This window comes from Rhodopseudomonas palustris, from assembly GCF_013415845.1.
GTDB classification, from domain to species: Bacteria; Pseudomonadota; Alphaproteobacteria; order Rhizobiales; family Xanthobacteraceae; genus Rhodopseudomonas; species Rhodopseudomonas palustris_F.
Genome location: NZ_CP058907.1, coordinates 4,916,467 through 4,936,228, shown reverse-complemented (window position 1 = coordinate 4,936,228; position 19,762 = coordinate 4,916,467). Strand labels below are relative to the sequence as shown.

General features: G+C 66.6%; 14 protein-coding genes. 5 read left to right on the top strand and 9 right to left on the bottom strand.

What is annotated here, in order from left to right; genetic code table 11:
- Positions 1-163: 163 nt before the first annotated feature.
- Positions 164-1,347, bottom strand: a protein-coding gene (locus HZF03_RS22595; protein ID WP_179906209.1) for an IS3-like element ISRpa2 family transposase whose coding sequence is annotated in 2 segments (ribosomal slippage) — positions 164-1,098 and positions 1,098-1,347 — 1,185 coding nt in all. Because the reading frame shifts where the segments join, the coding sequence is not laid out codon by codon here.
- A 72-nt stretch (positions 1,348-1,419) separates the two neighbouring features.
- Here HZF03_RS22595 and HZF03_RS22590 point away from each other — a divergent pair.
- Entirely contained in the window at positions 1,420-1,965 is a 546-nt protein-coding gene (locus HZF03_RS22590) for an adenine phosphoribosyltransferase (RefSeq protein ID WP_011160026.1), read from the top strand.
- A gap of 290 nt (positions 1,966-2,255) precedes the next feature.
- On the opposite strand, the gene HZF03_RS22585 is transcribed toward HZF03_RS22590, so the two are convergent.
- The 4 genes from HZF03_RS22585 to HZF03_RS22570 form a co-directional block, all read right to left on the bottom strand.
- Positions 2,256-2,921 (bottom strand): hypothetical protein, encoded by a 666-nt coding sequence (locus HZF03_RS22585; protein WP_012497679.1) that lies wholly within the window; start codon positions 2,919-2,921, stop codon positions 2,256-2,258.
- Between the two features lie 58 nt (positions 2,922-2,979).
- Entirely contained in the window at positions 2,980-3,753 is a 774-nt protein-coding gene (locus HZF03_RS22580; protein WP_011160028.1) for a P-loop NTPase family protein, read from the bottom strand.
- 180 nt (positions 3,754-3,933) lie between these two features.
- Positions 3,934-5,124 (bottom strand): M48 family metallopeptidase, encoded by a 1,191-nt coding sequence (locus tag HZF03_RS22575; RefSeq protein WP_119018253.1) that lies wholly within the window; start codon positions 5,122-5,124, stop codon positions 3,934-3,936.
- A 135-nt stretch (positions 5,125-5,259) separates the two neighbouring features.
- A complete protein-coding gene (locus tag HZF03_RS22570) occupies positions 5,260-5,811 on the bottom strand; it encodes a LemA family protein (RefSeq protein ID WP_012497677.1) in 552 nt (183 codons plus the stop codon).
- A gap of 300 nt (positions 5,812-6,111) precedes the next feature.
- Between HZF03_RS22570 and HZF03_RS22565 the strand changes: the two genes are divergently transcribed.
- Positions 6,112-9,339: an autotransporter family protein gene (locus HZF03_RS22565; protein ID WP_119018252.1), complete on the top strand. Its 3,228-nt coding sequence runs from the start codon at positions 6,112-6,114 to the stop codon at positions 9,337-9,339.
- Here the strand turns inward: HZF03_RS22565 and HZF03_RS22560 are convergent, their stop codons facing one another.
- From HZF03_RS22560 to HZF03_RS22545, 4 genes are all read right to left on the bottom strand, one after another.
- On the bottom strand, positions 9,340-10,320 hold the full coding sequence (locus HZF03_RS22560) for a small ribosomal subunit Rsm22 family protein (protein ID WP_119018251.1): 981 nt from the start codon (positions 10,318-10,320) through the stop codon (positions 9,340-9,342).
- A 235-nt stretch (positions 10,321-10,555) separates the two neighbouring features.
- A complete protein-coding gene (gene smc / locus HZF03_RS22555; RefSeq protein ID WP_119018250.1) occupies positions 10,556-14,020 on the bottom strand; it encodes a chromosome segregation protein SMC in 3,465 nt (1,154 codons plus the stop codon).
- 1,182 nt (positions 14,021-15,202) lie between these two features.
- Positions 15,203-15,877 carry a DsbA family protein gene (locus tag HZF03_RS22550; protein ID WP_011160021.1) on the bottom strand — a complete coding sequence of 225 codons (675 nt, stop codon included), beginning with the start codon at positions 15,875-15,877 and terminating at the stop codon, positions 15,203-15,205.
- Positions 15,878-16,019: 142 nt separating this feature from the next.
- Positions 16,020-16,499 carry a DUF721 domain-containing protein gene (locus tag HZF03_RS22545; RefSeq protein WP_011160020.1) on the bottom strand — a complete coding sequence of 160 codons (480 nt, stop codon included), beginning with the start codon at positions 16,497-16,499 and terminating at the stop codon, positions 16,020-16,022.
- 28 nt (positions 16,500-16,527) lie between these two features.
- Between HZF03_RS22545 and mutY the strand changes: the two genes are divergently transcribed.
- The 3 genes from mutY (at position 16,528) to HZF03_RS22530 (ending at position 19,650) form a co-directional block, all read left to right on the top strand.
- Positions 16,528-17,655, top strand: coding sequence for an A/G-specific adenine glycosylase (mutY, locus tag HZF03_RS22540; RefSeq protein ID WP_179906226.1), 1,128 nt, complete (start codon positions 16,528-16,530; stop codon positions 17,653-17,655).
- A 176-nt stretch (positions 17,656-17,831) separates the two neighbouring features.
- Entirely contained in the window at positions 17,832-18,365 is a 534-nt protein-coding gene (locus HZF03_RS22535; RefSeq protein ID WP_012497671.1) for a PAS domain-containing protein, read from the top strand.
- Between the two features lie 10 nt (positions 18,366-18,375).
- The gene (locus tag HZF03_RS22530; RefSeq protein WP_276510746.1) at positions 18,376-19,650 is read left to right on the top strand and encodes a methyl-accepting chemotaxis protein; all 1,275 of its coding nucleotides are present in this window, start codon (positions 18,376-18,378) and stop codon (positions 19,648-19,650) included.
- Positions 19,651-19,762 lie beyond the last annotated feature (112 nt).

Here is a 19,762-nt window from a genome sequence, read left to right as displayed (position 1 = left end):
GCCCAATGGCCGGCGGCGCCGATTGATCCAGATCGAAGGCCCGCCGGGGGAGCTCTGCTACCACCCGGCGGTAACTCAGCCGAATTGCCCGATTGCGCCTCCCGCCTTCCGATGACGAATTGCGCCATCCGTAACGAAAGACCCGTGACCTTGCCCCCAAGTTTTATCCAGGTCTGAGTTCGTTCGGGTGGTTAGATGGGCCCATGTGGGCGGTGGCGGGAGCTGGCGTGGAGCTTTCGATATAGCGCAGCGCCAGATCCCGACGCGGATTGCAGGTGGCGGCGAACTCGGATGGCGTCCGCCACCCGAGCTGTGAGTGCGGTCGTGCATCATTGTAGTCGGCCCGCCAGCACCGGAGCGCTACGCGGGCCTGGGCCAGCGAGGTGAACAGCGTTTCGTTCAGCAGTTCATCCCGCAGGCGGCCGTTGAAGCTCTCGATGAAGGCGTTTTGCATGGGTTTTCCCGGCGCAATGTAGTGCCAGGCGATACGGCTCTGATCGGCCCATGTCAGGATGGCATTGCTGGTGAACTCGCTGCCATTGTCGCTCACCACCATCTTGGGCTTGCCGCGCTCGGCAACCAGCCGGTCCAGTTCTCGTGCGACCCGGGCGCCCGAGAGCGAGGTGTCGACCACCAGCGCCAGGCACTCGCGGGTGCAGTCGTCGACCACAGTCAGAATGCGGAAGCGTCGACCATCGGTCATCTGATCCGACACGAAGTCGAGCGACCAGCGATCATTCGGGAGCACCGGCACTATCATGGGAGCTCGTGTGCCGAGGGCCCGTTTGCGGCCACCCCGGCGGCGCACTGTGAGCTTCTCCTCACGGTACAGCCGGAACAGCTTCTTGTGATTGACCAGGTAGCCCTCACGCTTGAGCAGGACGTGGAGGCGCCGATAGCCAAAGCGCCGGCGCTCATGGGCGATCGCCCTCATACGTTGGCGCAGCCCGGCATCATCGCTCCGGCTCGTCTGATATCTGACTGTCATGCGGCAGCAGCCGATGGCTTTACACGCCCGCCGTTCGCTCATCTCGAATGCAGTTTGCAGATGCGCGACAGCTTTCCGCTTGGCCGCGGGCGTCACCACTTCTTTCCCAGAAGATCCTTCAGGGCTGCATTGTCCAGCATGGCGTCGGCCAGCAACCGCTTCAGCCGGGTGTTCTCGTCCTCCAGCGACTTCAATCGCTTGGCCTCCGAGACGTCCATCCCGCCAAACTTCGCCTTCCACTTATAGATGCTGGCGTCGCTGACGCCGTGCTTGCGGCACAGATCGGCGACCGAAACGCCAGCCTCGTGCTCCTTCAAAATCCCGATGATCTGCTCTTCCGAAAAGCGGCTGCGCTTCATGCTCTGGTCCTCGTTAGGGCCAGAACGAACTTCAAACTGGATTAAGCCCGAGGGGCAAGGTCACCCGCGCCGATGACCCCCGAGTTTGCAAACGATTTGAAAGCCAGCGTCCGGGCGATTCCGGACTATCCCAAGCCCGGCATCATCTTCCGCGACATCACCACGCTGCTCGGCGAACCGCGCGCGTTCCGCCGCGCCATCGACGAACTGGTGCAGCCCTGGGCGGGTTCGAAGATCGACAAGGTGGCCGGCATCGAGGCGCGCGGCTTCATCATCGGTGGCGCGATCGCCCATCAGGTGTCGAGCGGCTTCGTGCCGATCCGCAAGAAGGGCAAGCTGCCGCATACCTGCGTGTCGATGGAATATGCGCTGGAATACGGCACCGACAAGATCGAGGTCCATGTCGATGCCATCACCCCCGGCGAGCGGGTGATCTTGGTCGACGACCTGATCGCCACCGGCGGCACCGCCGAGGGCGCGATCAAGCTGCTGCGCCAGATCGGCGCAGAAGTCGTCGCCGCCTGCTTCGTGATCGACCTGCCCGAGCTCGGCGGCGCCGCCAAGATCCGCGCCATGGGCGTCCCGGTGCGCACGCTGGTCGCGTTCGAAGGGCATTGAGCTCGCTCCTGCCTAACTCTTCTGGCACTGCCTAACCTCTCCTTGCCCTGTGCGGGGCGAGGTAGGATTGCGCAGCAATCCGGGTAAGGGGCCAGGCACTGCAAATGAGCGAGCCACGCATTCGGTGAGAGGTCGCCGCCCCTCACCCCAGCCCTCTCCCCGCAAGAGCGGGGCGAGGGAGCCCGCCGCCTGCGGGGCGAGGTCGGGGATGAACGCTCTCACTGCGGTAATGCGTTTGCGGCCTCGCTGACGATGGCGAGCGGGCCGGCTGTCTGCGGGCGACGGCTGTGCTACCGCCCCTGCGTCAGCTCCAGCTCCAGCGCGCGGAATGTTGTGTAGTTGGCTCGGATCCACTGGTTGAGTTCGGTGGAGGCGTCCGGCTCGGCGCGCAGGTAGCCGGTGAACGAGAAGTTCACGCGGTCGATGTAGGTTTTCAGGAACGGCGGCAAGCCGCGGATTCGCATCACCCGGCCGTGGGCGTACACCGACGGCAGTTCGCCGAGCAGGATGTGCTCGTTGTCGATGGTGATCAGCTGCCGCGGCGGCACGATGTCCTGCAGGCGGTCATAGGCGCGCACCGAGTTGCGGTCGGTATCGGCGAGGAACAGCACCACCGGCGCCACCTGCCGCCGCACCGCTTCCTTGATGAAGCCGATCTCGGCGAAGGTGTCGAAGAACTCGTCGAAGGCGTGGAAGCCGAGGTCGACCACCTTGGCGAGTCCGTCGTGCAAGATCAGCCGGTCCATCAGCGCCATCTTGCCGAAGGTGTCGTCGACCTGCGCGGTTTCGGTGACGCGCGGCAGATAGTCGAGCAGCGACGGTTCTTTGACGTTGATGTCGAACGCCAGCACCGAGCCGCGCTGCAGCAGCAGATATTCGGTGAGCACGCGGGCGATCAGGGTCTTGCCGACGAACGGGCGCGGCGAACAGACGATGTAAACCGGAGTGCGCGACATCAGGCTATATCGGTCGGGGGAGGCCGTCCGATATAGCCGGATTCCTCAGCAATGCGAACTATTTCTCGCCCGGCTCGTCGGTCACCGGGGTGCCGCGGCCGTTCTTGTCCTTGCCGACGATGTCGGTCAGCTTGATCCGGTCGAACTCGCTCCAGACATTGGCGAGCCAGTGTCGGACATAGCCGCGCAGCACGAAGGAGTAGTTGGCCGGCTCGCCGCTGACGCCCTTGTTGGCCACGAACTTCAGGAACGGCACCGACGACACTTCGACCTGCTCGTACGCCATTTCGTTGAGCTTCGGAATCGTCAGCTCGGTGGCGTCCTTGATGCGGTGGAAGTACGAATTGTAGGTCGCCTGGTCCCACTCGAAGAAGCTGGTGTTGTTGATGAAGTTCTTCGTCAGGAAGTACTTCGCGCCGATCATGAAGTTGGCGGTCTCGGCGATTTCGTCCAGCGAGGCGATCGACGGGCCGAGGATATGGAACACCGCGAAGGTGATCTGGCCGGAGCGTGCCGCATCGAGGAAGCCGATGTCGCGCAAGGAGGCCAGCGCCGGCGACAACAGGCCGGCGCGAACGTCGATCACCGTCACTGACGGCACCGCCGAGTTCAGCGTGTCGAAGATCTTCATCTGGTCGGCCGTCGACGTCATGTCGACGATCTCGGTGATGTCGGGGTGGAAGCGCTTCAGCGTGCCGCGCGGCGACTCGGTGTCGAAGGCGCGGGTCGGGACGTTGTTGGCGCTGAAATAGTCGAGCAGGGTGCGCGACACCGTGGTTTTGCCCACGCCGCCCTTGTCTGCGCCGACGACGATCACTGCTGGCTTCGCCATGAGATTCCTTTACGGGCCGGTTCGATCCCCCACCGCGGCCGTTCAGGCCAGGGTGCAGACCTCTGCTTTGGGCGCGAACATGGCAGAAACATGGGATAATTCAATTGGTCGGGCAATGACGGCCGCGGGTCCTCAACAAAATCGTTCAGATGCGAGGCGGTGGCGCGGATTTGGGCGGACTCAGCTCCGCCGGCCCCATGGTCCGCGCAGCAGCGACGGCTTGGGCGCCGGTGCCGCCGCGTCGCTCCACGGCCCGTGCGGCGGCGCGTCGGAGGCTGGCGCTTTACCATCGACCGTCGAACCCTCAGGATCGGTGGCGGTGTTATCGTCATCCTGCTCAGCGGCCGGCAGAGCGGGCAGTGGCGGCTGGTAGTGTCCGCCGGCGAACTTGACCAGCGCATCGACCCGGGCCTCGACCGAAGGGTGGGTGGCGAACAGATCGGAGAAGCCGGAGCGCGGATTGTCGACGCACATCTCCATCACCGCCGAGGTCGCGCCCGGCAGTTCGCCGCGATTCTCGATCTTGCGCAGCGCCGAGATCATCGCATCCGGGTTCTTGGTCAGCTCCACCGAGCCGGCGTCGGCGAGGAATTCGCGCGACCGCGACAGCGCCAGCTTCACCACCTGCGACAGCAGCCAGGCCAGCAGGATCAGCACGATCGCCAGGATCACCACGATGACCGCGCCGCCGCCGCTCTTGCGATCGCTCGACGATGAAGATGATGACGACGAGCCGCCGCCCGACCATCCGCCGCCGATCCGTACCCCGCCCTGGAAGAACAGCCGGAACATCAATTCGCCGAAGAACCCGACAACGCCGGCGATGATCACCGCGATCACCATCATCTGCACGTCGCCGTTTTTGATGTGGGTGAGCTCGTGCGCCAATACAGCTTCGATCTCGGCATCATCGAGCCGCTCGACCAGCCTGGTCGTCACCGTGATGGCGTATTGCTTCGGATTGAGCCCGCTGGCGAAGGCGTTCAGCGCCTCGCTGTCCATGATCTTCAGCTGCGGCATCGGAATGCCGCGCGAGATGCACAGGTTCTCCAGCAGATTGTACAGCCGCGGCTGTTCGGCCCGCGTCACCGCATGGCCGCCGGTCACGGCGTCGATCAGCTTCTGGTGGAAGAAATACGCGATCACGATCCACAGCGCCGCACCTATGGTCGCGAACGGCGCCGCCTTGATCAGATCGGCGCCCGCGGCGCGCAGATAGTCCGGCACCGTGCGCCCGCCATCGATCACCACCTCGGCGATCAGCGCGCCGGCATAGACCAGCACATACACCAGCACGAACAGCCCGATCAGCAGCACGACCGACCGGGTCTTGTTGGCGGCGATGTGGGTGTAGAGACCGTAGGCGGCCATGATGGCTATCCGATCGGGCACGGCCCATCCACGTCATTCCGGGATGCGCCCTTGGGGCGCAGGCCCGGAATCCATAATCCCAGCGGTGGTTATGGATTCCGGGCTCGCGCTGCGCGCGCCCCGGAATGACGAACGCTAGAACTTCACCTGCGGCACCTGTTCGACCTGGGTGCGCGTTTCGCCGAGGTCGAAATAGTCCTTGTGGGTGAAGCCGAGCGGGGCGGCGAACAGCGCGGCGGGCATCTGCTGGATGCCGGTGTTGTACTCCTGCACGGCGTTGTTGAAGAACCGGCGGCTCGCCGCGATCTTGTTCTCGATATCGCTGAGCTCGCTCTGCAGCTGCTGGAAATTGACGTTCGCCTTGAGGTCCGGATAGGCCTCGCCGAGCGCGATCAGCCGGCCAAGCGAAGCGGTGAGCGCGTTCTCGGCGGCCGCGATCTGGCCGGGGCCCTGTGCTGAGAGCGCTGCGTTGCGCGCCTTGACGACGTCCTCGAGCGTCGAGCGCTCGTGCGCCGCGTAGCCCTTCACCGTCTCGATCAGGTTCGGGATCAGGTCGTGCCGCTGCTTGAGCTGCACGTCGATGTCGGCGAACGCCTGCCCGACGCGCTGCCGCAGCGCGACCAGGCGGTTGTAGGTCACGAGCGCATACAGCGCGAGCGCGACGACGATGCCGAGAAAGATCCACATATTGGCGGCTCCCATCCAACCAAACCCCTGCGCCGGCGCGCCGACTTGCACGCACGCAGCCAAAGCCGCGCACCCCGCGCGGCGTCTGTTGGTCGTTGCTGCAGGCGCGAATGTTCAATCGGCCCGGCGTTGCGCGCGTGCCGACGTGTGTCTGCATCAACTGCAACTCATGATCCGTGTTTTCGTTGCAGATGAGCATCAGTGCGACGCGCAGCATCCTGCCAGTCGGCGTGTCTTCCGACCGTCATTCCGCTGTCAATTGCCGAACCTACGAGTGCCCCCAAATTTGGGGGTGGGTCGATGTTGAAGTGGCGTGCCGGCGCGAGCTGGATGGTTTTTGCGTGTCTGGGTGTAGTCTCCGTTTCGCTGCCGGCAAGCGCCGCCTCGTTCGACGTCTCCTCCGGAGCCACCGACACCACCGCCAAGACCGTCACCGGCACCGATACCGGCACTGTCGAGTCCGGCGGCACGCTGAACGTCAGCGGCACCGCCATCACCTTCACCGGTCCGGCGGCCAGCGTGGTCATCAACAACTCGGGCACGATCTCGTCGGGCAATCGCGGCATCGACACCTCGGGTGCCAATCCGCCGCGCAGCCTGACGCTGAACAACTTCGCCGGTGCGCTGATCTCGACCGTGGACGACGCGTTCCGGCTCAACACCGCGATCGGCAACGGCACGGTGGTGATCAATAACTCAGGCACGATCGTCTCCAACTCCGGCCAGGTGTTCGACTTCGCCAGCAACAGCTCGGCGACCGGCACGGTGCAGATCAACAACAATGCCGGCGGCATCATCCGGGCACTCGGCAACGATGCGATCCGGCCGGGCTCTGGCAGCACCACCATCACCAATGCCGGGCTGATCGATGCGACCACCACGGCCAATCGTGCAATCAATCTGAATATCAGCAACCTCGGCACCGTCACCGCATTCACGGTGATCAACACCTCGACCGGCACGATCCAGTCGCAGGATGATGCGATCCGCGTCACCGCCAGCACGCTGGCGACCACGGGCAGCTTCACGATCGACAATGCCGGCACCATCACGTCGACCGCGACCGGGCAGGCGATCGATTTCAACGATCTCACCTCGGGCACCATCCAGATCATCAATCGCGCCACCGGTGTGATCCGCTCGACCGGCGCCGATGCCGTTCGGCCCGGCGAGGGCGCGACCGTCACCAACTACGGACTGATCTATTCCGACGGTGCGGTCGGCAGCAGCAACGACGGCATCGACTGGCAGAGTCATTCGGGCACGGTGATCAACAAATCCGGCGGCACCATCTCGGGCTTCCGCCACGGCATCACCACCGACGCCAATGTCACCGTCACCAACGAGGCCGGCGCCACTATCATCGGCCGCAACGGCTCCGGCGTCGGCTCCGACGGCACCGGCACGGTGGTGAATTACGGCCGCATCACCGGCGCCTATAACGGCAGCGGCACGGGCGACGGTGACGGCGTCGACGTCGATTTCGCCGCCACCGTTACCAATTACGGCATCATCGAAGGCACCGGCGCGGGCGGCTACGATTCCGGCGGCCGGCTCAACAACAGCGAAGGCCTGTCGATCGGCGGCGGCACCGTCACCAATTTCGGCACCATCTCGGGGGCGTCCTACGGCATCGTCGTCAACAACGATTCGAACCCCGACGGCAGCCGCAGCGGCGTCGCGGCCACCACGATCACCAACAATGCCGGCGCCATCATCATCGGCCAGAACGGCTTCGCGATCCGGCTGGAGAACAAGACCGGCACCGCCGCCGACAACGACACCATCGTCAACGCCGGCACCATCATCGGCAACGGCGCGATCCCCGATCCGAACGCCGTGGTGCTGCTGCAGAACGGCACGCCCGACACCGGCTCGGTCGGCACCCTCGACGGCGTCACTTACACCGGCACCGGCTCGGCGCGCTTCATCCGCGGCGACGGCTCGGCGATCCAGATGGGTGAGGGCAACGACGTCCTCACCAACTCCGGCACCATCATCGGCAACAATGGCCGTGCCGTGAACATGGAAGGCGGCAACGACACCGTCAACATTCTGCCGGGCTCGCGGATCGTCGGCCTGGTCAACGGCGGCGCCGGCACCGATACGCTGAACTACTACAAGGTCGGTCTGTCCGACGCCAAGCGGGCGCAACTCGCGGCCGGCCAGACCGTGAATATCGGCGGCACGCTGTACACCTCGTTCGAGGTGGCCAACGCATTCGCGCCGTCGTTCTCGGCCTTCGCCAGCCCGTCGAAGCCCGGCAGCGCCGGCCCGGCCTGGCTGTTCGACAATCTCTCCAACAGCGTCGCGGCGAGTGCCGATGCGCAGACGATGATCGACCGCGTGGCGAGCGCGGCCGATGTCGGCGCGGCGCTGGCGCAGCTTTCGCCGGCTTCGTATCAGGCGCTGGGCCGGATGACGCTGAACTCGGTGTCGCAAACCGGTACGCTGATCGATCAGCGGATGATGCAGACCAGGTTCGGCGGCGGCAGCGATCTCGGCGGCGCCGGCACGGCGCTGGCGATGGCCGATGCCGGCCTGTTCGGCACCTCTGGCTCGCCGATAGAGCGGACGCTGGCCTCGCTCGGCGCCTGGAACATGCGCGATGCGCTCACCGCCTCCGGCTGGGGTGCTAATGCGGATGCGCTGGCCTATGCGCCGATCACCAAGGCGCCGCCGCTGCGCGCGGCGCTCGATCCGGGCTTCGGCGTGTTCGTCGGCTCCAGCCTCAGCAGTTCGCGCGAAGGCGCTCGTCCCGACGTGAGCGCGACCCGCTCGACCACCGCCAGCGTCGTCGCTGGCGCCGACTGGCGCGTCTCCGACCGCTGGGTGGTCGGCGCGTTCGGCGGCTACGCGCTGACCAGCGGCGATCTGGATTCGCTCGGCAGCACCACAAAGATCACCAGCCGCAGCATCGGCGGCTACGGTAGCTACCGGGCGCCGGCGTGGTACGCCAACCTCCTCGGCTTCTATGGCTGGGACGGCTACGACAACCGCCGCGTCGCGCTCGGCAGTGCCAACAGCTCACGGTTCGACGGCAATCATTATACGGTGCGCGGTGCGATCGGCACCGACTTGCGGATGTTCGGCGGCTTCGTGGTCACGCCGGAAGTGAGCCTGCAATACACGCGCGTCGCCACCGATGCGTTCACCGAAACCGGCAGCGTCAGTGCGCTCAGCGTTGCGGCCGATCGCGCCGAGTCGCTGCGGTCCGGCGCCAGCCTGCGGATCGCGCACGATCTGCAGACCAGCAACGGCGTGCTGACGCCGGAACTGCGGCTGGCCTGGCTGCACGAATTCCGCGACGGCGTGCGCGGCATCGACGCCAACTTCGTCGAGCCGACGCTGCCGGGCGTGTTCACCACCTTCACCGGCCAGGGCATCCGCGACCGCGGCGTGTTCGGCACCGGCGTCACCGGCCGGCTCGGGCAGGCGACGTTGGTATCGATCGGTTACGATGCGATCGTCGGCAGCAGCGACTCCGTCACCCACCTCGTCACCGGCAAGGTCAAGGTCGCGTTCTGATCAGTCGGCCTGGGCTTCGAGCGCGTCGCCCCAGTCCAGCCGCCGAAACCGCGCATAGGCCGGCTTGTCGCGGCGCGCGGCGACTGCGAGCTCGAGCTTGCCGGCCGGCGTGCAGAGTTTGGCGGTGATCGCCGCCTTGGTCTGTTCGGGTTGGGTCAGCACCCGCGCCGGCCGCTGCGGCAGCGGAACCCGCGTCAGCGCCACGTAGCTGAACTTCTCGTCTTCGAACGGCACGTCGGCGGATTTGAGCTGCAGATGCAGTTTCGAGCGCGGCAGCCGCTGCACGAAGTGGCACCAGTCGGGCGCGGTCAGCGGACAGGCATTCTCGTGCGGGCACGGCGCGATCACGTGCGCGCCTTGCGCGATCAGCCGGTCGCGTAATTGCAGGATGCGCTGGTAGCCAGCCGGCGTGCCGGGCTCGACCACCAGCAGCGTATCGCTGGTCTTGCGCCACAGCGCGTCGGCGAATGAGGCGCGCGCCGCATCGCCGAGTTCGTTGATGACGTAGCTGGCGATCACCAGCGGCGCCTCCGGCGCATCGGCCAGCGCTTTGCCGGCGTCGCCGAGCCGGTAGTCGATCGCGGAGAGCCGGCTTGCCTCGGTGAGCCGCAGCGCCAGGTTTCGCAGCGCCGGATTGGCGTCGAGCAGGGTGAAGCCCTGCAGCGTTTCGAACGCTTGAGCGGCGGCCCAGCTCGCAGTGCCGGGCCCGGCGCCGACGTCGAGCAGCGTCGCCGGTGCGAAATCGGGGCGGATCGCAGTCAGCGCATTGAGGCAGGCGATCACCGCCGCATACGTCGCCGGCATCCGCGCGCCCGCATAGGCGAGCGCGTCGGCTTCGCTGGCGATCGGCGCCGATGTGCCGCCGCCGCGATAGGTCAGCGAAATCCGCTCCGCCCGCGCGGCCGCGTCGGCACGCTGCGTCCCCTGCAGCAACTGCTCCAGCGCGGCTTTGAGTTCGGCGGGGAGGGACGGGGGGATCAACAGCTCACCCTTTGCCGGATGACACCGCGTCTCGCCGGCAGCGCAGGAGTACGGCTGCTCGATGTGTCGCCGCTCATTGAAGCGTCATGCGCGAGCTTGACCCGCGCATCCATCAGCGCGCGCAGCGCGCAGTATGAAGATGATATGCGAACAAGATGGATCGCCGGGTCAAGCCCGGCGATGACGGATCCGTTGATCCCTCCGCGCCGCGTCACTGCCTTGGCGCGAGCGCCGCTCACGCCACGTTCTGATCCAGAATATCCACCGCGCCCTGGAGGTCGACGGAGACGAGCTGGGACACGCCGCGTTCGGCCATGGTGACGCCGAACAGGCGGTTCATGCGGGCCATGGTGATCGGGTTGTGGGTGATGGTGATGAACCGCGTTTCCGTGGTCTTCGCCATGTCGGTGAGCAGGTCGCAGAACCGTTCGACGTTGTGGTCGTCGAGCGGCGCGTCGACTTCGTCCAGCACGCAGATCGGCGACGGGTTGGTCAAGAACACCGCGAAGATCAGCGCCATCGCGGTCAGCGCCTGCTCGCCGCCCGACAGCAGCGACAGCGACTGCGGCTTCTTGCCCGGCGGCTTGGCGATGATGTCGAGACCGGCTTCGAGCGGATCGTCGCTTTCGATCAGCTTCAATTCGGCTTCGCCGCCGCCGAACAGCGTGGTGAACAGCCGTTTGAAGTGACCGTTGACGACGTCGAACGAGGCCAGCAGCCGCTCGCGGGCTTCCTTGTTGAGGCTCTGGATGCCGGTGCGCAGCTTCTTGATCGCTTCGACGAGGTCGTCGCGCTCGGCCGCCAGCGTGCCGTGCTGAGTCTCGACCTCGTTGAGTTCTTCTTCGGCGCGTAGGTTGACGGCGCCGAGCCGCTCGCGGTCACGGCGCAGCTTGTCCAGGCTCTCTTCGATCTCGGCGAGCGGCGGCAGTTCAGCGCCTTCGACAATCTCGGCGAGCTGGGCGGCGGCCTGCGGCTCGACCTCGAGCATGTCGCGGATCTCGCGCTCGACGTCTTCGAGCCGGCGGCGGGCCGCTTCCATCCGCTCCTCGGCGCGGGCGCAGGCTTCGCGGGCGCTGGAGAGCTGTTCGAGCGAGGCTTTCGCCAGACGGTCGGTCTCGGACATTGCCTGTTCGGCGGCCGCCAGCGCGTCGGCGGCGGCGCGGCGATCGGCTTCGGCGAATTCGATCTCGGTGATCACCGCGCTGCGCTTCTCGGCGAACACTTCCGGCGCGTTCTCGAGCTCGGCGCGCTCGGCGGTGAGTTCGGCGACACGCTCTTCGACGGTGGCGATCTGCGACGCCGCGCCGGCCTTGCGCTTCTGCCAGTCCATCCGCTCGGCGGCGATCGCCTGCAGCCGCTTGTCGGCAAGCTCGGCTTCGCGCGCCAGCGCCTGGGCTTCGGCGCGGATCTGCGCGGCGATGCGGCGGCGGCCGTCGATGTCGCCGCGCACCGCGGCGAGGCGGGCTTCGGCCTCGGTGTTCGGCTCCAGGTCGGCGATCTGGGCCTCGGCGTTCTCCAGCGCGGCTTCGGCTTCGGCGCGGTCGGTGGCGAGCCGCGACTGCGCTTCGGCCAGTGCCGATTTGCGCGCGGCGTGGCGGTTGACCTCGCGCTCGGCGGCGGCGAAGCGCTCGCGTGCGGCGTCGACCTCGCGGCGGGCGCCGCGCAGGCTCTCGCGCGAGGCGGTCTCGGCGGCGGCGGCCATCTTCAAGTCGGCTTCCGCGGTTTCCAGCGCCTGGCGCTTGGCGGTGGCCTCGATCCGGGCCTGCTCGAGTTCGTTCTCGATATCGGTCAGGCGCGCGCGTTCGGCGAGGCGGCGGGCGGCGCCGGTCGGCGCATGGGCCGAGGCGACGAAGCCGTCCCAGCGCCAGACGTCGCCGTCGAGCGACACCAGCCGCTGGCCGGTCTTGAGCTTTTCGCACAGCTCATTGCCGCGCTCCTTGGTGACGACGCCGATCTGGGCGAGGCGGCGCGCCAGCTCCGGCGGCGCGGTGACGTGCTGCGCCAGCGCTTCGACGCCTTCCGGCAGCGCTGGGTCTTCCGGCTGCACGCCGACATCGGTCCAGCGCATCGGTGCGCTGGGATCGACCGGCGCGTCGAGATCGTCGCCGAGCACCGCGCCGATGGCTTTTTCATAGCCCTTGGCGACGGTGATGCCGTCGATGATCGGCGGCCACAGATTCTTCGTCTCGCCGTTGAGGATCTTGCTGATGGTCTTGGCTTCGGTCTCGAGCCGCTGCACCTTCTTTTCGGCATCGACCAGCGGTGCCCGCGAGCCGTCCAGCGTCTGCCGCGCGGCGATTTGTGCAGCTTCCGCTTCCTGCACAGCGCCTTCCTGCTCGGCGAGCAGCTCCTGGGCGATCTCGACCGCTTCGGCGAGTTCGGTGAGGTCGCCGGCGCCGGAGGTCTCGGCGGAGAGCCGATCGATCTCGCTCTCGACGTTCTTGATCTCGGTGTCGAGCCGCGCCAGCCGGTCGCGATGGGTGCGGACGCTCTGCTCGAACTGGTTGCGCCGCGCGGTGAGTTCGGCGAGCTGGGTGGTGAGTTCGGCAAACAGCTGCTCGGCCTCGCTTAGCGAGGCATCGGCTTCGGCGACGCGCTCGTCGACGCCGCTGCGCTTCTCGACCCGCTCCAGGATCTCCTCGCGCAGCTCGACGTCTTCGGTGTCGAGTCGCTCCAGCGCGGCGTCGGCGTCGATCGCCTGCTGCTGCTCGCGCGCGACGTCGGAGGAGAACTGCGTCAGCCGCCGCTCCAGTTCGACCACGCGCTCCTTGGCGCGGGCTTCTTCGCGGTCGAGCTGTTCGCGGGCATTGATCAGTCGCTGCAGGCCGGCAGCGGCGCGGGCTTCGGCCTCGCGCAGGCTCGGCAAAGTGGAGGCGCGATCGGCCTGGATGCGGGAGGCTTCGGCCTGCACGCGGGTGCATTCGGCGAGCTGCCGCACCCCGAGATCGTGCACCTCGGCGGCCGCGCCGACCTCGGCCTGCGCGTCGCGCCAGCGCAGGTGATACAGCATCGCCTCGGTCTTGCGGACCTTGGCGGCGACCTCGCGGAACCGGATCGCCTGGCGCGCCTGCTTCTTCAGGCCGTCGACCTGGGTCGACAGCTGGCCGATCACGTCCTCGACGCGGGTCAGGTTGGTTTCGGCCGCCTTCAGCCGCAGTTCGGCTTCATGCCGGCGGGCGTGCAGGCCGGCGACGCCGGCGGCGTCTTCCAGCACGCGGCGGCGCTGTTCCGGCTTGGCCTGGATGATTTCACCGATCTTGCCCTGGTGAACCAGCGCCGGCGACCGGGCGCCGGTGGCGGCGTCGGCGAACAGCAGCTGCACGTCGCGGGCGCGGACTTCGCGGCCGTTGATGCGATACACCGAGCCTGCCTCGCGCTCGATCCGGCGCGAGATGTCGAGCGTGTCGGCATCGTTCAGCGCCGCCGGCGCGGTGCGATCGGAATTGTCGATCGACATCACCACTTCGGCGTGGTTGCGGGCAGGGCGGTTGCCCGAGCCGGCGAAGATCACAGCGTCCATGTCGGTCGCACGCAGCGATTTGTGCGAGGTCTCGCCCATCGCCCAGCGCAGCGCTTCCACCAGATTGGACTTGCCGCAGCCGTTCGGCCCGACCACGCCGGTCAGACCCGGCTCGATCATGAAGTCGGTGGGCTCGACAAACGACTTGAAGCCGTGGAGGCGGAGACGCGTGAGTTTCATCTGGTCCGATGCTCTATGGGCCGCAGGTTCCCGCGGCTGTAGCGAATCTCTCAAGCAGGACAATACCATAGGTTGTCCCGCCCGGTCGCAACTCGCTCGCAGCCGGCAGCAGCGTTAGCCGGCGACAATGGCGGCCGATTAAGGCAGGAGCAACCACGCCAGCGGGCTTTTCCACGGCGGGATTCGCCGAAAAAGCGCGATAAAGCTGGGGATTTCGCAATGCCGCCGGCTGTGTCGGTCGCAACTAGGTATTGCCCATTCTCTGAAAGGACTTGCTGACGCAGCGTTCGTCATTCCGGATTGCGCGCTTTTGCGCGCAAGTCCGGAATCCATACGCCGTGAAGTCTCGGTTGCGATGATCAGCGGGACGTAAGTTCGTGCGATCAGCAACGCAGGGGATATGGATTCCGGGCTCGCGCTACGCGCGCCCCGGAATGACGGAGATGCCCTCATCGCGGTCGAAAAGCGGTGCGCAGTGCGTCGCGCGTGCGAGCTTGACAATATTCCTATAAGGACTATAGTCCGCATCGTCCTGTCCGTGAGGGGCGCTTCTCGAGGGCGCTTGGAAGCGGGACAGATCGTCGGCCGGGAGACCGGCCGGTGAGGGGTTGGCGAAGCTGCATGGTGCAGCGGCGCCGAGCTTGACGCGGCGTCCTGCGCGGTGTGGCTCGCACCCACAACGTCCGGGAGGCAGAAGGTCGCCGTCCGCCGCTACTACGAGCGGCTGCCCTGTGCGTGGCTGGACGGGACGGGACGGAACGAGACGGGAGAAATCCCCGCGCTCCCCGCGCCCGGAAGAACGGTCCCGATGCCAAAAGATCGCCGCTGGTGGGCGCGCCGTGACGGCGTCGCGCGATGGTTCGCAAGCCATCGCGATCCAACCACCAATTTGCGCCAAGCGGCGCGCCCCCGCCCCTCGTCGTGACGACGACGGGCGCATAGCTCGGGCTCAGCAGAGCCGCGAGAACGATCGGGCGTGGCTGTTTGACATCTCAATCGGAGCTCGACGCTGCCGCTCTTCGCAGCGTCATCCGCGGGCTCGACCCGCGGATCCATCGCGCGCAAGCGCGCTGACTGGAGGCCCTCTTGCGAAGGAGATGGATTGCCGGGTCAAGCCCGGCAATGACGGTGGTGGAGGGGATCGCGCGCCCTGCCGACACAAGGCAGAGAAACGCCTTCGCCTCAGCTCTTCTTCGCCAGCAGGGCGTCGATGCGCTTGGCGAATTCGTCGAACGAGTTCTCGCCGCGCAGCATCTCGCCGTTGATGAAGAAGGTCGGGGTGGCGTTCACCTTCAGCACTTCGTTGGCGTACTTCTGGTCGGCGGCGATCTTGTCGAGCAGCTTCTGGTCCTTCAGGCAGGCTTCGACCTCTTCGCCCGAAAGGCCGGCCTGCTTGCCGATCCGCTTGAGCTGTTCGGTGGTGTCTTTCAGCACCCACTCGGTCTGGCTCCTGAACAGCACGTCGGTGACCGCGAAGTACTTGGCGGAATCGTCCTTGGCGATGCAGCGCGACAGCATCGAGCCGGCGGCGGCCTTGATGTCGAGCGGGAATTCCCGGAACACGTAGCGGATCTTGCCGGTGTCGATGTAGGCCTTCTTGATCTGCGGATAGACCTGCTCGTTGAACGCGGCGCAGTGCGAGCAGGTCAGCGAGGCGTATTCGGTGATGGTGACGGTGGCGTCCTTCGGGCCGAGCGCCATGTCGGGCAGCGACATCGGCTTGGCGACGTCGGCGGCGGCCGCGGCTTCCTTGCTTTGGGCGAAGGCCGAGTCGATCAGCCGGAACGGCGACACGCCAGCGACGGCGAAGACTCCGGTCAGCGATAAGGCGGCGGTAAAAGTGCGGCGCGTGATCATCGGCAAACAGCTCCAGTTCGGCGGGACACGCCGCGGACAACGACACGTCAGCGGCGCTCGAGCCGCACGACCTTGGGATGTCGCTAGCTTGAAACAACAATTGTGGCAATGCCGGGCCTGAGCACCGCCAAAACGGCCGGCGTCACTTCCGCTTGATTGTCGCACCGAGCCGCGCCAGCGCGTCGCGCAGATCCTGATCGGCGACCTTGTCGAGTGTCGCGGCGACGCGGGCGACCGCCGCCGGATCGGGACCGGGCGGCACGGTCTTGCGCGGCCGGCGCGACAGCGGCGCTTGGCGCAGCGCGATCCGCCCGACCGCATTCCAGCCGAGGAAGCGGTTGACCCGCTCCAGGATCAGGTCGGAGGAATGCTGGATCTCCAGCGCCATCGGGCCTTCGACCCGCAGCACCAGCGTTGCCGGTTCCACCGGCTGGCCGTCGACCGGGCGCGGCCACTGCATCTTCAGCGGCTCGGAATGCGCCGCGATCTGATGGCCGGCGATCTCGGCCCAGCGCGTCACCAGTTCGCGCGCCGCAAAGCCCTGCTTGGCGAACGCTTCGGACAGCGTTGCGCCCAACAGGCCGGACAGTGGCTTGGCGGAGATCGGGCCGGGCTTGCTCATGCAGGGACGCTTTGCGACGATACCGCCCATGAGTCTAGCAGGCGCGGCGCCGCGGCGGAAACAATCCCCGGTCATCACAGCAGAGCACGACACCAGCGACGCTTTATTGCGCGCGCGGCCCGCCGCGCTGCTCGCCTGGTACGACCGGCATCGCCGCACCCTGCCGTGGCGGGCGCCGCCCGGCGCGACCGCCGATCCCTATGCGGTGTGGCTGTCGGAGATCATGCTGCAGCAGACCACCGTTCGTGCGGTCGGGCCGTATTTCGACAAGTTCATGGCGCGGTGGCCGACCGTGACGGCGCTGGGCGAGGCCTCGCTCGACGACGTGCTGAAGATGTGGGCCGGGCTCGGCTACTACTCACGCGCCCGCAACCTGCACGCCTGCGCGGTGGCGGTGACGCGTCAGCACGGCGGCGGCTTTCCCGACACCGAAGAGGGGCTGCGGGCGCTGCCCGGCGTCGGGCCCTACACAGCCGCCGCCATCGCCGCGATCGCGTTCAGCCGCCGGACGATGCCGGTCGACGGCAATATCGAGCGGGTGGTGTCGCGGCTGTACGCGGTCGAGGACGAACTGCCGAAGGTCAAGCCGCGCATCAAGGCGCTGGCCGAAACGCTGCTCGGCCCGTCCCGCGCCGGCGACAGCGCCCAGGCGCTGATGGATCTCGGCGCCACCATCTGCACGCCGAAGAAGCCGGCCTGCGCGCTGTGCCCGCTGATGCAGGGCTGCGCCGCACGGCTGCGCGGCGACGCCGAGAGCTTTCCGCGCAAGGCGCCGAAGAAGACCGGGACGCTGCGCCGCGGTGCCGCCTTCGTGGTGATCCGCGGCGATCAGGTGCTGGTCCGCAGCCGCCCCGCCAAGGGCCTGCTCGGCGGCATGACCGAGGTGCCGAACTCCGACTGGTTGCCCGATCAGGACGAAGCCGCCGCCAAGGCGCAGGCGCCCGCTCTGAAAGGCGTCACCCGCTGGTATCGCAAGGCCGGCGTCGTCAGCCATGTGTTCACGCACTTCCCGCTGGAGCTGGCCGTGTATGTGGCGCATGCCTCGGCCGGCACCCGAGCCCCCACCGGCATGCGCTGGACGCAGATCTCGACGCTGTCGGACGAAGCTTTGCCCAATCTGATGCGCAAGGTGATCGCCCACGGCCTCGGTGGTTGAGGCATTAAAATACCTATATCGACGTCGTGGTCGCTCAAGGTTGTCCAGAAACGGTATCGGAATGGCGCCTACGTCAATAATGTGAACTTTAGTAATTCACCTTTAGTGGAATAAACCCATTCGCAACTGTTCTGCGAATAACGAGCAGGCGCAAATGAGTTCCATCGAGGTCATCTATGCGCCACGTCACGCCGAGCGGACGGGAGGCCTTCTTCCCAGCTTCTGAATTGATCGTCTCCAAGACCGACACCAAAGGGCGGCTGACTTACGCCAACCGCCTGTTCTGCGATGTCGCCGGCTACAGCGAGGCCGAGCTGATCGGCCAGCCGCACAACGTCATCCGCCATCCCGATATGCCGCGCGCGGTGTTCAAGCTGCTGTGGGACGCCGTGCAGCAGGGCCGCGAGATCTTCGCCTATGTGAAGAATATGACGCGCAACGGCGACCACTATTGGGTGTTCGCGCACGTCACGCCGTCGTTCGACGGTGCGGGGCGGATCGTCGGCTATCACTCCAACCGGCGCGCGCCGGATCGCGGCGTGCTCGAAGGCGCGATCATCCCGCTCTACGCCGACATCCTCCGCACCGAGCGTAGCCACCGCAACGCCAAAGACGCGTTGTCCGCCGGCTCTCTCGCGCTGTCCGATTTCGTCGCTTCCCGGAAGGCCTCCTATGACGAACTTATGTTCTCTCTCAAAAGCGCGGCTTAACGTCGCCGGATTGATCGTTGCCGCGGGCGCGGCGGTGGTGTGCGGCGTGTTCGAGTACTACGTCGCCGCGCTAGCGATCCAAGGCGTCGTGATGGTGTTCGCCGGGCTGGCGCTATTCCGCATCAGCCAGACACGGCGGCTGCTCGGCGAGGCCAGCGACGTCTGCCGCCGCATCGCCGACGGCGATTTCGAAGCGCGGATCCTCGGCATTCCGGATGACGGCCGCACCGGCACGCTGCTGCGCGCCATCAATGACATGATCGACGATTGCGACGCCTTCGTTCGCGAGGCGACCGCGGCAATGACTGCGATGCATCACAACAAGTACTTCCGCCGCATTCTGCCGGGCGGACTGCACGGCGCGCTGCTGCACGGTGCCGGCGCCATCAACACTGCCGCCGAAAATATCGAGCGGCGGATCAAGAGCTTCGAAGGTCGCACCGCGGAGCTGGAGGTGACCACGAGCGCGATCGTCTCCGCGCTCGATCAGGGCTCGGCCGAAATGAAAGACACCGCCGGCACGCTGACGGTCGGCGCTTCGTCTGCGCGCGAGCGGCTGGCTTCGGTTGCCGCGGCGTCCGAACAGGCCGCCGCCAATATGCAGTCGGTTGCGTCGGCGACGTCGGAGCTGACGTCGAGCGCCAGCGGTGTGCGCGCCGAGATCGATCGCTCCGCCGAGATCGTGGCGCGCGCGGTGAGCAGCGTCGGCGAGGCCAGCGGCAATGTCGATGCGCTGCAGCAGGTCGCCAACAATATCGGTGAGATGGTCAAGGCGATCCAGGCGATCGCCAGCCAGACCAATCTGCTTGCGCTCAATGCCACGATCGAGGCGGCGCGCGCCGGCGACGCCGGCCGCGGCTTCGCCGTGGTGGCGCATGAGGTCAAGGCGCTGGCGTCGCAGACCGCACAATTCACCGGCGAGATCGAAGCGCAGGTCGGCGAGGTTCACGGCGCGGCCGGTGCGGTCAGCAGTTCCATCGGCGAGATCGGCACGGTCATCGCGGAGATCGACAGCATCACCCGGCAGGTCGCCGGTGCAGCAGGCGCGCAGTCGCAGTCGACCGCCGAGATCGCCCGCAACATCGACGAGGCCTTTGCTGTGGTGCGCGAGATCTCCGAAACGATCCATGTGCTCGCCGGCAATGCCGAAGACAACGAACGCGCGGCGGCGTCGACGATGATGACCTCCGCGCAGCTGTCTTCGCAGTCGGAGCAGCTTGCCCAGCAGATCAACGGTTATCTCGGTCAGGTCCGCAAGGAACTCGTCGAACAACGAGCCGCGTGAGCTAAGCGTGGCCGGCGAACTGATCGTCGACCATGCATCGGGTTCCATTGAGCGGCCACGTACGAATACTTATTTGGCCGATAGGCATGACGTGAGGCGTAGGCTTTAAGAC